At 37.2% G+C, this 14,869-nt stretch carries 11 protein-coding genes, 1 pseudogene and 2 other annotated features; of the genes and pseudogenes, 8 read left to right on the plus strand and 4 right to left on the minus strand.

Features of this window, described 5'->3' with window-relative positions:
- Window positions 1-1,302: a valine--pyruvate transaminase gene (locus AC0C45_RS21350; protein ID WP_047932290.1), complete on the plus strand. Its 1,302-nt coding sequence runs from the start codon at window positions 1-3 to the stop codon at window positions 1,300-1,302.
- A gap of 165 nt (window positions 1,303-1,467) precedes the next feature.
- Here AC0C45_RS21350 and AC0C45_RS21355 read toward each other — a convergent pair whose 3' ends face one another.
- The gene (locus tag AC0C45_RS21355; protein ID WP_034652012.1) at window positions 1,468-1,860 is read right to left on the minus strand and encodes a (2Fe-2S) ferredoxin domain-containing protein; all 393 of its coding nucleotides are present in this window, start codon (window positions 1,858-1,860) and stop codon (window positions 1,468-1,470) included.
- A 93-nt stretch (window positions 1,861-1,953) separates the two neighbouring features.
- Complete coding sequence (gene rpsN, locus AC0C45_RS21360; protein WP_013083197.1) at window positions 1,954-2,223, minus strand: 30S ribosomal protein S14; 270 nt, start codon at window positions 2,221-2,223, stop codon at window positions 1,954-1,956.
- A 251-nt stretch (window positions 2,224-2,474) separates the two neighbouring features.
- Between rpsN and AC0C45_RS21365 the strand changes: the two genes are divergently transcribed.
- The 3 genes and pseudogenes from AC0C45_RS21365 (at window position 2,475) to thrS (ending at window position 7,334) form a co-directional block, all read left to right on the plus strand.
- On the plus strand, window positions 2,475-2,933 hold the full coding sequence (locus AC0C45_RS21365) for a cell wall hydrolase (RefSeq protein ID WP_257063302.1): 459 nt from the start codon (window positions 2,475-2,477) through the stop codon (window positions 2,931-2,933).
- A 502-nt stretch (window positions 2,934-3,435) separates the two neighbouring features.
- Window positions 3,436-5,177 (plus strand): annotated as a pseudogene (locus AC0C45_RS21370) (sulfatase-like hydrolase/transferase).
- 391 nt (window positions 5,178-5,568) lie between these two features.
- Window positions 5,569-5,795, plus strand: a binding site (T-box leader).
- Between the two features lie 39 nt (window positions 5,796-5,834).
- Window positions 5,835-6,063, plus strand: a binding site (T-box leader).
- Between the two features lie 53 nt (window positions 6,064-6,116).
- Window positions 6,117-7,334 carry a threonine--tRNA ligase gene (thrS, locus tag AC0C45_RS21375; RefSeq protein WP_016764150.1) on the plus strand — a complete coding sequence of 406 codons (1,218 nt, stop codon included), beginning with the start codon at window positions 6,117-6,119 and terminating at the stop codon, window positions 7,332-7,334.
- A gap of 171 nt (window positions 7,335-7,505) precedes the next feature.
- Here the strand turns inward: thrS and AC0C45_RS21380 are convergent, their stop codons facing one another.
- The gene (locus AC0C45_RS21380; protein WP_026106588.1) at window positions 7,506-7,712 is read right to left on the minus strand and encodes a hypothetical protein; all 207 of its coding nucleotides are present in this window, start codon (window positions 7,710-7,712) and stop codon (window positions 7,506-7,508) included.
- Between the two features lie 384 nt (window positions 7,713-8,096).
- On the opposite strand from AC0C45_RS21380, the gene AC0C45_RS21385 reads away from it, so the two are divergent.
- On the plus strand, window positions 8,097-9,497 hold the full coding sequence (locus AC0C45_RS21385; RefSeq protein ID WP_034652003.1) for an amino acid permease: 1,401 nt from the start codon (window positions 8,097-8,099) through the stop codon (window positions 9,495-9,497).
- A gap of 65 nt (window positions 9,498-9,562) precedes the next feature.
- Here the strand turns inward: AC0C45_RS21385 and AC0C45_RS21390 are convergent, their stop codons facing one another.
- A complete protein-coding gene (locus AC0C45_RS21390; protein WP_034652000.1) occupies window positions 9,563-10,771 on the minus strand; it encodes an MFS transporter in 1,209 nt (402 codons plus the stop codon).
- Window positions 10,772-11,027: 256 nt separating this feature from the next.
- Between AC0C45_RS21390 and AC0C45_RS21395 the strand changes: the two genes are divergently transcribed.
- The 3 genes from AC0C45_RS21395 (at window position 11,028) to AC0C45_RS21405 (ending at window position 14,582) form a co-directional block, all read left to right on the plus strand.
- Complete coding sequence (locus AC0C45_RS21395; RefSeq protein ID WP_047932469.1) at window positions 11,028-11,489, plus strand: MarR family winged helix-turn-helix transcriptional regulator; 462 nt, start codon at window positions 11,028-11,030, stop codon at window positions 11,487-11,489.
- Window positions 11,486-14,155, plus strand: coding sequence for an MMPL family transporter (locus AC0C45_RS21400; RefSeq protein ID WP_047932468.1), 2,670 nt, complete (start codon window positions 11,486-11,488; stop codon window positions 14,153-14,155). Before AC0C45_RS21395 ends, AC0C45_RS21400 begins: the two co-directional genes overlap by 4 nt.
- Before the next feature lie 262 nt (window positions 14,156-14,417).
- On the plus strand, window positions 14,418-14,582 hold the full coding sequence (locus AC0C45_RS21405) for a hypothetical protein (RefSeq protein WP_016764155.1): 165 nt from the start codon (window positions 14,418-14,420) through the stop codon (window positions 14,580-14,582).
- The last annotated feature ends 287 nt before the right edge of the window (window positions 14,583-14,869 follow it).

Genomic DNA, 14,869 nt, shown 5'->3' on the forward strand with positions numbered 1-14,869 from the left:
GTGACTGCTTTGCATTTGAGTAAAATAGGAAACAAAATGACTAATAAAGTAGGCGTTCGCGCTATTATGCATGACATCCAAGAGGTGCTCAATTCCGATCTCAATCAATATGTGAATTTAAGTGCTGGCAACCCCGCCATCCTCCCTCAAGTTTATGAAATGTGGGAAGAAGCTTTAAGAGATATTGTGAACGACAAACAATTAAAAAATTTGATTAGCCAATATGGTTCTAGCTACGGTACGCATGAATTAATTGATTGCATAAGAGAATACTTCTTTACGAATTATCGTATTAAACTGGACAGAGAACAAGTCTTGATCACGTCGGGAAGTCAAAATCTCTTTTTTTTAGCTTTAAATTCGTTTTGCGGTACAAGTAAAGAAGGAAGAGTAAAAAAAGCATTAATACCTATGCTGCCAGATTACGCTGGGTATAGTGGAGTCGCACTCGAGGAAAGTGTAATAGAAGGAATTCCTCCTATCCTTTCAAAGCTTGATCATCATACGTTTCGTTATGAATTTAACAAACAAGCATTTAAAGATAAAATAGCTCAGGACCCAGACATCGGAGCTGTTGTATTATCAAGACCTAATAATCCAAGCGGCAACATCCTTTCCGAAGAAGCCGTACAGCTTATATCCCAAGTTTGCAAGAACTATCACATTCCATTGCTAATTGATTCAGCTTACGCACCGCCTTTTCCTGCTATTAATTTTATTAAAATGGATCCAATCATACATGATAATATCATTCACTGTATGAGTCTTTCTAAAGCCGGATTGCCTGGAGAGAGAATAGGAATTGCTATAGGAAAAAGTGACTTCATAAAAGTAATGGAAGCATTTCAATCAAATATGTTGATTCACTCCTCTAGGCTAGGGCAAAGAATGGTGGTTAACACCTTAAAAAGCGGGAAGTTACCTGAAGTTTCAGCTAACTATATAAGAACTCATTATAAACAAAAACATGACTATTTAAAAAACCTTTTAACTACATGTATGCCGGATGATATTCCTTGGTATTTGCACAAAGCGGAAGGTTCGTTATTTGGCTGGCTTTGGTTAGAAGGTTTGCCTTTCAGTGATAGCGATCTATACAATAAATTAAAAGCAGAAAACTTGATTGTAGTACCAGGCGGCTCATTCTTTCACGGCAGCCAATCTTCTTCTCACAACCGGGAGTGTATTCGTATAAGTCTTACTGCTACAGATGAGGAGTTAAAGAAAGGAATCCACATTCTTTCATCAGTAGTTAAGAAAATATATAGTTCAAATACCATACTTGAAACAGGGAAAATATAATTTCTTAAATATTTAAAGATGACAAGAGCCGCCCTGTTCACCAGAAGCGGCTTTTGGTGTTTAGATTAAGTAACAGGTGAATCAGAGAGAACAAATAGATATTTTTAATGATGTTTCTCTGTTCGTTGGTTAATCTTACAAGGGCTATGTTCTCGCTGTTGTAAATTAAAGTTTTTTAGACACTTTGATGACGGTTTCTTTTTCTTTTGAAATACCTTTCACAGTACCTTCTGTTCGCTGAAAGCCTTCTTCGCAAAAAGTATGGCTTATTTTTTCCACAAAAGGCTGATCCTTCTTTAATGAGTTAATAAGCTCTTGTGAATCCTGAGGTTTCACATCTTTATACCAAATACCGTCTGGATAGGAAATGACGACGCATTTATCGTGGCATCTACCATTACATCGAGTGCGAGTAGTGTGTATGTATGGATCTAATTCTTGATTGGCTATCTCACTTCGAATCGCCTGTGTAACTTCTTCGGCTCCAAACCGATTGCAGCTGCTTCCATTGCAAATGAGAACGTGATGTTTCGTTGTATCTAAGTTCCATGTTGCCATATTAATTCCTCCTACTAAAAGTAATGATTACGATTTACAGAGCATGTTCCTTCTTTTTTTAGCCAAAAAGGCTGCCTTTATTTAATTAGAAATTTACCAGCTTGATTTTTTCACTCCAGGAAGCTGTCCCTTGTGAGCTAACTCTCTAAAAGCAATTCGAGAAAGTTTAAACTTACGCAAATATCCGCGAGGCCTTCCCGTTACCTCACAGCGGTTATGCAGGCGAGTAGGCGAAGAATCTCTCGGGAGTTTTTGTAATTCATCATAATTTCCTTGTTCCTTTAACTGTTTTCTTAACTCAGCGTATTTTTCAACAAGTGCCTGTCGCTTCTTTTCCTTTGCGATCTTTGATTTTTTAGCCAAATAATCAATCCTTTCTTAAAATCTTTTTTTATAAATCGTAATCATTATTATTTGTATTATTACATCATAAACCACTAAAGAATGAAAGGCAACTCATATTTAATCAGTAAAGTTATATTTTTATATGCTAAAAAAAATACGATAATATACAATTTCTTTTGGAACTGGACAATTTTTTACAATGAAAGACTCTTATCTTTCTGCTAGCATATGAACCACGTCAAGAAATAGCAAGGAGGCTTTTTATTTTTATGATAAAGAAACTAGTAATCGCTATAGCAATGCTTATCCCAAGTTTTGGTGCAGGTTACTCAGCATTTGCTGCAGCGCCCTCTCATGAACAGCACGTTCAAGTAAATAAAAATGATAAAGAATTATTAGCTCGTCTCGTATCAGCCGAAGCCAAAGGAGAGCCTTATGCAGGCAAAGTAGCCGTGTCGACAGTTGTATTAAATAGAGTCGACAGCAGCAAATTCCCAGACACTGTAAAAGGTGTTATTTATCAAAAAGGTCAGTATAGTCCGGTCAGCAACGGTCAAATTAATAAACCTGCAGACAAAGATTCAAAAAAAGCTGTAGAAGAAGCAATTAACTTCCAAGGTCAAGGAAAAGGTTCATTATTCTTCTTTAATCCTGATAAAACGGGAGATCAATGGCTGCGCCAAAAACAAGAAACAATTAAAATAGGAAATCATGTATTTGCAAAATAATGAAAAAGCTAATAGCTGCGCGCTGCTATTAGCTTTTTCATTTATGTACATAAAATAAACAGTAGAACAACCTTCAAAATTAGAATTTCGTGGTGAAATATAAAAAGTCATTCATAATTAAAAATATGAGGTGATAACGTGAAAGAGAATATGATGTTTGCTTGGATAGCTTCATGGTTAGCTCTTGCTGGTCAGCTCGTTTTTTTATGGGAATAGCGCTTTTTACAGGGGATTGGCGCTACATGATGTGGAGTTTTATGATAAGTATAATTGTAGGTATACCTAGTATCATTGGCACCTATAAACGAAATCAGCAGCTAAAAGCTTACAAAAAATAAGGAATATCGTATTGAAACGAGTTATGAAAGACTTAGAGAAATCCTCCAAGTCTTTTTTTGTTTGGGTATAAAAAGACATGAACCGTACTCCGTTCTTCTAAAAAAAGTGCTTTTTACATAGTTTATCAATACAGAAAATTTGATAAACACGCGGAGGAGTAAACATGCAGAAACAGCCTAATTTTTTGTTGATTATCGTGGACGAGGAGCGATTTCCACCCTTATATGAAAGTAAAGAACTAAAAAAGTGGAGAAAAAAGCATTTAAAAGCACATAAATTTTTAAAACAGCATGGAATGGAGTTTACTCGTCATTACGTCGGTTCTACAGCTTGTTCACCAAGTCGAGCTACATTGTTTACAGGACAATACCCTTCCTTGCATGGAGTTACGCAAACGCAAGGTATCGCAAAGAAGTCACAAGATCCTGATATGTTTTGGCTGCAGCCTAATACCGTCCCGACGATGGGAGAGTATTTTAAGAAGGCTGGGTATCAAACCTTTTATAAAGGAAAATGGCATATTTCTGATGAGAACATCTTAATTCCAGGAACACATAACGTTTTTTCTAGCTATCAGATGCAAACAGGAATACCGGATCCAGAGAAAGAATGCCTCTATCAACGGGCTAATAAGCTTGAAAAGTTTGGTTTTTCAGGGTGGATTGGTCCGGAACCGGAAGGGAGAAATCCGCGCAATTCTGGTTCATCTGCGCCATTGGAGTGAGCGGACGAGACGAAATATATGCAGAGGAAATCATAGAGCTTATTCAACGATTAGAACATCAAGCGCCTGCGCAGCCTTGGCTCATGGTAGCTTCATTTGTGAACCCGCATGACATTGCGCTGTTCGGAGCGATTACCAAACACCTTCCTATGTTTCAGTTTTCTATTGATGAGACGATTCCAAACATCGATCCGCCACCTACCATTAGAGAACCTTTACAAACAAAGCCTAGCGCTCAAAGCAGCTATAAATATATCTATCCAAAAGCGCTGCAGCCAACCCCAAATTCTAGCTTCTACCGGCGCTTGTATTATCAGCTGCAAAAAAATGTTGATAAACAAATTTTAAAAGTTCTTCGGACCATGGAACAATCTTCGTTCTATGAAAATACAATTATTATTTTTACGTCTGATCACGGTGATTTGCTTGGAGCTCACGGGGGACTACATCAAAAATGGTACAACATGTATGAAGAATCTATTCACGTTCCGCTTCTCATTCATAACAAGCGTTTGTTTCCTAGTTATCAACGTACAGACACACTGACTAGCCACCTTGACTTGATCCCGACAATGCTTAGTTTAGCTAATATAGATGCTTCCGCTATTCAAAAGCAATTACAAAAAAGTCATACGGAAGTACATCCATTTGTTGGGCGAGACCTGTCAGGTATACTTCGAGGAGAAACGTGTGCTGAGCAAGAGGAAACAGCGATTTTCTTCATGACAGATGATGATCCGACAAAAGGACTTCACCAAACAAATTTTTTAGGAGAAAGCTACCCGTCAGTTGTTCAGCCTAATCACATTCAAGCGGTCATTGTCGAGTTTTCGTCAGCGGCAGGAAAGGAAATTTGGAAATACGCTCGCTATCATGATAATCTGCAATTTTGGTCAGCAGATGACGAAAAAGATGAATTTATTCACGGAGAGCAATATGAAGGTTACCCTGTGAGTTTTGCTACCCTTAAAACACATCGTGTTCCTGATCAAATTGAAATGTACAATTTGACCAAGGATCCGTTAGAAACAGTAAATCTGGCTCACCTGTATTTTTCGACAAATGAAACAAGGAAAATTCAGCGGCAGCTTGACGTTATTCTTAAAGAACAAGTCAGGAAAAAACGGATTTTTCCCCAAAGTGAAAGCATGCATGATGAGCTTCCGTCTAAAGATAGATAAAAAATAGTTTCTACGGATTGAAGTCAAACATTTGCGTGAGCATAAAAAGGTGTATTTAATATTTTAATATATAAATAAAAAAACCTGATGATGCTTGTGATATGTTACTTGTTCTGGTTTGGGATAGTATTGGTTTCACTTCGTTAATTCCTCTTAGATAAACCAAATAAGGACTTATAGCATCTTTCTTTTTCGCCTTTATTGTTATAAAAATAAGAATGAAATGTAGTCGTTAATAGTATAATAAAAAACTTTTTAAGTCCGTATATTCTTAAGTAACTTTTCAAAAATTCAAGCATAAAGTAATTCTATACCATTAAAAAATAAAAAATTACTTCTTGACTTTTGTTAAATTTATACACTATAATCGCTTTTAACAACTAATAAACAGTATTTGGCAATGAAAAGGACATGAATTAGATGCTGTTTTCTTCGCAGAGAATAGGGTCACTGGCTGAGAGCCCTTAAGAAATCATCTGATTTACCACCTTAGAGCTATTGCAGGGAACGTGCATAACTGAAACTGCAATCGGTAAAACCGTTATCTTTTTTGAGCGTAAAATACGTATAGGTATTTTACGGAATTAGGGTGGTACCACGGCCGCATTCGTCCCTTCACTAGGGATGAGTGCGGCTTTTTATGTAGAAAAAATGAATATACAAGCAATGAAAAGGACATGAATCATTTTTGGATTTTCTTTACAGAGAATAGGGTCACTGGCTGAGAGCCCTTAGAAAACAAAATGAATTTACCACCTTGGAGCTGCGGCGGGGAATGTGTATACACTGAAACCGCAACCGGTAAAACCGTTATCTTTTTAAGCGTAAAATACGTATGAGTATTTTACGGAATTAGGGTGGTACCACGGCCGCATTCGTCCCTTTACTAGGGATGAGTGCGGTTTTTTTGTTGAATAAAAATATATTGGAGGAATGAACATGTCAAAACAAGTGGAAGCAGAAAAGCGAAATCATCAAAAGTTAGGTCAAGAACTGGAGCTGTTTATGTCGATGGAAGAAGCTCCTGGTATGCCATTTTTCTTACCTAACGGAATGATTATTCGAAATGAGTTAGAAAATTATTGGAAACAAAAGCATTATAAAGCAGGCTATCAAGAAATAAAAACACCCATCATGATGAAACAGGAGCTCTGGGAACAATCAGGGCACTGGGAGCATTATCATGAGAATATGTATTTTTCAAATGTTGACAAACAAAACTATGCGATTAAACCGATGAATTGTCCGGGAGCCATTTTATTGTTTAACAGCAAGCGAAGAAGCTACCGAGAACTTCCGATTCGATACGCAGAGCTTGGATTAGTTCATCGTCACGAGCTTTCTGGGTCTTTAAACGGATTGCTAAGAGTCCGTTCATTTACACAGGACGACGCTCATTTATTCGTAGAACTCAGTCAGATTGAAGCTGAGATTAGCCGCATTCTAGCGTTTATCCATGACTTTTACTCACATTTTGGCTTCGATTACAAAGTAGAGCTATCCACACGACCTGAAAAATTCATGGGAGATATTGAAACATGGAACCAAGCAGAAAAGTCGCTTCAATCTGTGTTAAGTGAAAAAGGCTTAGACTATCAGGTGAATGAAGGAGATGGAGCTTTTTATGGGCCGAAAATTGATTTTCATATTTTAGATTCCTTAGGTCGAAGCTGGCAGTGCGGAACAGTTCAGCTTGATTTCTTAATGCCGGAGAAGTTTGACTGTATGTATATTGGAGAAGACAATAAACCTCATCGTCCCGTAATGATTCACCGCGCTATATACGGTTCCGTTGAGCGATTTATGGCCATCTTGATTGAACATTACGAAGGCCAATTTCCTCTTTGGTTAGCTCCTGTTCAACTCAAACTATTGCCTATTGCACCGCCACACGTGGAATATGCATATAAAGTGAAACACGAGCTGGAGTTAAAAGGGTATCGTGTTGAAGTAGACGATCGCATTGAAAAAATAGGGCTGAAAATTCGAGAAGCAGAAATGCTGAAAGTTCCTTATATGGCTGTGATAGGAGATAAAGAAGTGGAAAATGAATCGCTTGCTATGCGAAAGCACGGGAAGAAAAATATAGGAACAGTAAGTGTGGAAGAGGCAGCTGTACACTTGAATAAAGAAAAGAATTCAAACAGAGTTTGTTGAAGCTATTTACCTTACTAAATAGAAAAATCTGATTTTTTAAGTCGGATAGTGATTCCCTTCATTTTGTCTTACACCAAAATGAAGGGAATATTGAACTAGAAGGGTATAAGATAATATATATCAGCAGTATAACTTTTGCCTTAGACAAACGCCGGTATTTTATAAAAAAATTTATCTTATTCCATTCGAATCGTTTGTACGGGATGAAGCTGAAGCCTCACCTGATGGTTTGTTCATATTTTGCTGATCTCGCTTCTTTTTAGAAGGAGAGTAAAAAAGAAATTTAAACATAAAGTATACTCCTAATGCTAGTAAAATACAGCCAATAAGTAAGTTAATCATCTTTCTCCGCCCTTCATACACTTCAGTTTTCATCATTATAACACCCGGTAAGATAAAACATTCATCGTTCTGTAAATAATCTCTATGTCAGGAATTTATATCTGTAGATAGTTAGTAAAAAAGTTATCTAAAAACATATAAAGTAATTTTTTAGAATATTATTTTTATTCAAATTTATTATACATAAGCACAATGATAACCTCTTTATTTAGTTTATAAATCCAAAATAGAGCGATACTAAGAAATCGCTTACAAAAACTCTTGAAATATATATAATGATATTAGTATACTAATAGACAAGTTAGTAATTATTTCTATATAATTACTTCTGTATCTGAAGTGAAAACGCGCAGCCAAATGGGAAAAGACGTTATTTTCAAGTTTTTAATGGATGAGTGGCAACAGAGAGGAGAGAGTGCAATGGGAAAACTATTTAAAAAGAAGTCAATCGAGCAATTATTAGAACAAAGTCAAAACAAATCTCTAGTCAAAACATTAGGAGCATTCGATTTGACTCTTCTTGGTATTGGAGCCGTAATCGGAACGGGGGTTTTAGTATTAACAGGCTTAGTAGCTGCTAACGATGCTGGACCAGCCGTTATTTTTTCTTTTATATTGGCTTCTATTGTATGCGGTTTTGCAGCGCTGTGCTATGCGGAATTTGCTTCAACTATACCTGTATCTGGGAGCGTTTACACCTATACATATGCAACCATCGGCGAAGTGGTAGCGCACTTAATGGGATGGACGTTGCTTTCTGTCTATTTGTTAACAATGTCAGCAGTAGCAAACGGATGGTCTTCTTATTTTAACAACTTTTTAGAAGGCTTTGGTTTTTCACTGCCAAAAGAATTGATTACGATCCCTGCAAATGGAGGTCTAGTGAACCTTCCTGCTATTTGTATTACGCTTCTTATTACATGGCTGCTTTCAAGAGGAACAAAAGAAAGTAAAAAAGTGAATAACTTTATGGTGCTTGTTAAATTGTTTATTATCCTTCTTTTTATTATTGTAGGAGCTTTTTATGTAAAACCGTCTAATTGGACACCTTTTATGCCTTATGGAATTGAAGGTGTTGTGACAGGGGGCGCGGCCGTATTTTTTGCTTTCTTAGGTTTTGATGCCTTATCTACATCAGCAGAAGAAGTAAAGAATCCGCAGCGCAATTTGCCCATTGGAATTATTAGTTCACTTGTGATCTGCACGATTATTTATGTAGCAGTATGCCTTGTTATGACTGGAGTTGTTTCGTACAAGGAATTGAATGTTCCAGAAGCAATGGCCTATGTTCTCCATTCAGTAGGACAAAATGCAGTGGCAGGAGTTATTGCTGCAGGAGCCGTCATTGGAATCATGGCTGTTATTTTCGCCTACATTTATGCAGCAACACGCATTTTATTCTCAATGAGCCGCGACGGCTTGCTGCCAAAAGCATTTGCTAAAACAAATGAGAAAACGGGAGTTCCGACTCTTTCTACTTGGCTAGTAGGGATTATCGGAGCGTTAATTTCAGGATTTATTGATCTAAAAGAACTTGCGAATTTAGCAAATATCGGAGCTCTTTTAACTTTCGGCATGGTGGGCGTCAGCATTATCATCTTACGTAAAACGCACCCAACTTTAAAACGTGGATTTACAATGCCGTTTGTACCTGTTTTACCAATTTTATCTGTATTATCTTGTTTATTTTTAATGATTAATCTTCCTAAAACAACATGGCTGTATTTTAGCATATGGATTGTGCTTGGTATAGTTGTATATGTCGGTTATTCTCGTAAACACAGTCGATTAACAAATAAAGAAATGAAAAAAGTGAGTTAAAAGTAAAAAAAGAGCCTTTCAGCAAAGAAAGGCTCTTTTTTACTTATTGTTCGGTTGTTAGACAGTTAGAACGATTGTTCACTATGTTTTTTGCGTGTCTCCACAATAAAAAGACAAGTGCTGATAATAAAAGCCGTTCCTACAAAAATGGCGCCAACCCAAGGAAGTGAAGTAAGTCCCATATGGTTAATAATTACGCCTCCGAAAAAGGCGCCAAAAGCATTTCCTAAGTTAGCAAACGAGTGATTCGAAGTAGAAGCTAAAGCAGGTGCTTCCTGTGCTAAGTTCATAATTTTCACTTGAATACCAGGCATTACAGCAAATGCTGCTGCTCCCCAGAAAAACAGCGTGATAATAGCTGCTGTTGGGCTTTTAACAGTAAACGTAAAAATAGTCAGCACAATACAAAGAAAAGCAAATATACCTACAACCGAAGGCATTAGCTTCCAGTCTGCAAGCTTGCCTCCAACAACGTTTCCAAGCGTAACGCCGCATCCATATAATACAAGTATCCACGTAACGCTATGTTCACTTACTCCTGTAACGTCTTCAAGAAGCGGTGTAATGTACGTAAATACAGTAAATAAACTGCCGCATCCTATTGCGCTTAAAAGAAGCATCACAAGAAGTTTTGGTTGAGTAAAAGCAGCAAACTGCTGTTTTAGACCCGTTAATTTGTCTTGACCAAGCTTTGGGATAAACAGAATAATACCAATAAATGCAATAATCCCCATGATCGTAATAGCTCCAAACGAAGCTCTCCAGCCTAAGTGTTGCCCAATGAATGTTCCCACAGGAACGCCGATGATATTTGCAATGGTTAAACCTGCCATCATCGTTGCGACAGCACTTGCACGTTTATGAGGTTGTACGAGCCGTGAAGCAATAACAGCGCCTACTCCAAAGAAAGTACCGTGACATAATGCCGTAACTAAACGAGCTCCCATTAAAATTCCATAGCTGGGTGCAACAATAGCAATTGCATTTCCGAGAATAAACAAAAGCATAAGTAAACAAAGCAGAAGCTTTTGAGGAAGTCGATGAGTAAAAATAGTTAAAATTGGCGCGCCGATTGCTACTCCTAAAGCATAGCTTGTAATTAGCTGTCCAGCAGTCGAAATGCTAACATGAAGGTCTTCCGCAACGTTAGGCAGTATCCCCATAATAACAAATTCCGTCATTCCAATGGCAAAAGCTCCAAGAGTCAATGAGATGAGAGCAATTGGAAAGGAATCTTTCTTACTGACCTGCTCATTAGCATGCATTGTATTCATGTGTGATCACCCTTTCTGTGTATAAAATTTATATCTCCTTGAAAAGAAGTCAATTACTAATAATACTTAAGTGATGGAGCTTTGACAACCAAAAAAGCTGATGTAAGCGGTATCTTTCGGGATTTCTATTTATCTTTATCATATATGAAGACAGTCAGACATAAATTTATTGACAGAATAAAGTTTAGTCCTATAAACTATTTTTAAAGTTGAATAGTTTATACCTATAAACTAAATGAGCAAAGGAGGGAAAGAAGTGGCGAAAAGCAAGTTATATCAAGCTGTAGAACTTTTTGAAGAAGTGCTGTTTGTGGGAACAGAAGTAATTCACAGAGAGCTTAGCCATAACCTCTTCGAACATGTCTCTAGGCAGCAGTTTGATTTGTTAAATAGTTTAATGATTAAAGGTCCATCTTCACCAGGCAGTCTTGCTGTCTTGCAAGGTGTTCATAAAAGTGCCATTTCAAATCGAATTAAAAAACTGCTCGAAAAAGGGCTTGTGGAGTGGGACACTAACGAACTAGAGAGCGATAAACGTTCTAAGCTTATTAAGATTACGGCTGAAGGAGAAAAGGTAATAAATGACGGAAATGCCGCGTGTTTTAGTATCATTGAGAATTTGTTTGATGATGTAGAAGAAGAAAAAATAGATACATTTATTGAAATTCTTACAATGGCAAAAGAAAAGTTAACTATAAAAGGGGAAAGCAAAAAATGAAATTTATTGTGAAATTTAAGTGGGTGATTGCGGCCTTTATTTTAGCTTTAACGGTTATATTGTTGCTAACGTCACCAAATTTAACAAAGCTCGCAAGTGAAAAAGGACAGTCTCAGCTTCCCGACGATGCGGTTTCATCTAGAGCTAGCCAAATTCTAAAAAATGCTGGAGAAGATAGTAATACCATTAGCATGGTTATCAAGTTAGATAACGCATTAGATAAAGATAGTGAGAAACAAATACAGAAAATCATTGATAAGACAGAGAAAATTAAAGGTGTAAAAGATGTCACAACGCCTTTAACAGATGATCAAGATGTTCGTAATCAATTAATGTCTAAAGACCAAAAAACCGTTTTAGTTCCGGTTACTGTCAGTGGATCGGATGAAAAAGTTGAAAAAATAGCGAATCAGATTTATGATAGCGTGCCAAAAGACACTACGGCATATGTAACAGGTGCGTCTCTTATTAATCAGGATTTTGCACACAGTTCAGAAGAAGGGTTAAAGAAAACCGAGTTTATTACTATCTTTTTGATTTTAGGTTTGCTTTTACTCGTTTTCCGTTCAGTCGTGACGCCGTTTATTCCTATTTTAATTGTGGGAATCACATACTTAATCAGTCAATCGTTACTAGGGATTTTAGTTAAAAATGTCGATTTTCCAATCTCAACGTTCACGCAAACGTTCTTAGTAGCTATTTTGTTTGGAATTGGTACGGATTACTGCATTCTTTTACTTAACCGTTTCCGTGAAGAATTGGCAAACGGACATGATAAAGCAAAGGCCACGATCACGGCTTATCGTACAGCAGGAAGAACGCTATTTATCAGCGGAATTGCCGTATTTATTGGGTTTGCAGCCATTGGATTTGCCAAGTTTGCCATTTTCCAGTCGGCTGTCGGGGTAGCAGTGGGCGTAGGTGTACTGCTAGTCATTTTATTTACTCTGCTTCCACTTTTTATGGTTACGCTTGGAGAAAAATTATTTTGGCCGTCTAAAAAAGTGGCTTCTCATAGTGATAATAAGCTGTGGGGCTTTTTAGGAAAAAAGGCAGTGGCGCGACCGTTCGTGTTTTTAGTCATTACAGCGATTATTACCGTGCCTTTTATTGTAACGTACGACTCAAAAGTATCGTTTGATTCTACTGCTGAAATAAGCAGTGATTATAAATCTATAAAAGGACTAAATGCTATCAGTGATGCACTGGGAGAAGGAAAAGCGTTTCCTGTCAATGTTATTATTAAAGGAGATAAAGAGTTAACAAAGGCGGATGTTATTCCTTATTTAGGAAATATAAGCAAAGCAATTGAAAAAGTGGATCACGTGGATTCTGTTATGACTATCACACAGCCTACCGGAGAAAAGATTGATGATTTATATGTTAATTCACAGCTAGGCTCTGTATCAGACGGAATCAAAGATGCTGTTAAAGGAATCGGAGATGTACAAAAAGGATTAAGTGATGTTGAAAAAGGGCTAAATCAAATAGCTGACCAAACGGGTTCTGCTTCTAAAGAGAAATCTGGCGGGTCGCTTGCACCTGCTGCAGATGGATTAGCTCAAATTAATCAACAGCTGCAGCTCATCAGCACTCAGCTCTCTACAACAGGAAATGTGCAGCAAGCGGTTCCGCAGCTTGTTGCAATCAGTAAACAGCTTACTACCATTCAAACCGGTCTCCAACAAGCAAATAAGAATCTTTCAGCTCAGCAAGGTCAAGTTGGAACGTTATCAGACAGTATCAACCAGTTAGCAAAAGGCGTTAACAGTGCGAATGACGGACTGACGAAGATCTCAGATGGCTTAACAAAAGCAACAGATATGCTTGATAACATGAGTGACAGCTCAACAGTTAGAGATACGGGTATTTACCTTCCAGCAGAAGTGATGAAAGATAAAGGGTTTAAACAATCCATCGATAACTATTCTTTTGCAGATGGAAAAGGAGTTAAGCTCAGTGTAGTGCTCGATCAAAATCCATATTCTGAAGAAGCCATTTCAACCGTAAAAAATATTGAAAAAGCGGTGGCAAGCGAAGTCGTTGATACGCCGTTTGAGGATACAGAAATTGTGTACGGAGGGGTATCGAGCTCAAATGCGGATTTAAAAGATTTATCTACAACGGATCTTTCACGCACAATGGTTATTATGATGATTGGATTGTTTATTGTGCTGACCATTTTATTCCGTTCAATGATCATGCCTGTATACATGATTGCTTCACTGCTGCTTACGTATTATACAGCAATGGGGATCTCAGAGCTTCTATTCGTGGATATAATGGGGAATGACGGAATCAGCTGGGCTGTGCCATTCTTTAGTTTTGTTATTTTAGTTGCCCTTGGAATTGACTATTCTATTTTCTTGTTAGACCGTTTTAACGAAGAAGTAAAAAGCGGCGTAGCAGAAGGGATGGTTACGTCCATGAGTAAGATGGGATCGGTTATTATTACTGCTGCTATTATCTTAGCTGGAACGTTTGGGGCTATGATGCCATCGGGTGTATTAACACTTGTTCATGTAGCAACGGTTGTTATTATTGGTCTTTTACTTTATGGCCTTGTCATTCTTCCGCTTCTTATGCCAGCGATTGTTGTAACGCTTGGAGAAGGAAATTGGTGGCCGTTTCTTCGGAAAAAAGAAAAACACAAAGTAGAAGAATAATTTGTATATGATAGCTGTATCAAAAATTAGATATCTGTTAGGAAATAGTGATACGCCTGTATAGCATTAAACATTATATAGGGTAAAAATGAAGGATAGATGAGCGTCATAAGACTGCTCTATCTATCCTTTTTGTATGATTGGAAAACGTGAGTATAGTTTAAAAGCACAATCAAGCAGGTGCTGTTATAAATACACCTAGTCGAATAAAAGACCTACCATCAGGAAAACCTATAGTCAAAAACATGAGGGAGGTTTTTTTATGAAATTTGTAAATTTCTTAGCTAATCAGCGAGACAAACGACGGGAACAAATGCGAGAAGCAGGAACATGTCCAGATTGCTTAGGTAAACGATTCCACCATATTGGACTTTATTTTGTGCATGTTTATGAGTGTCCAAGCTGTCAAGGCAAAGAAGATATGTAATAAAATCTTCAGAAATAAGGCAAAGGCAGTCTCTATGCAGATTATGATGTGAAACCTTCTTATTTTAGAGAAGGTTTTTATTTTTTTGAAGGTGAACGGTTGCTTGTATGTTTTGTGTTAGCAACCTTTACATATTTATTTTCTGTCTAACTAGATTCGATTAGTATAGTTATTAAGTTACTTTAATGTCTCAAGTTAACAATTTAAATAAAAAGGAGGAAAGAATTAAGGATTAAGGAAAAAGAGACGCGTAACTTGCAATCATGTATCTCAAACTTTAAATATAA

Source organism: Priestia sp. VA7, assembly GCF_055710015.1.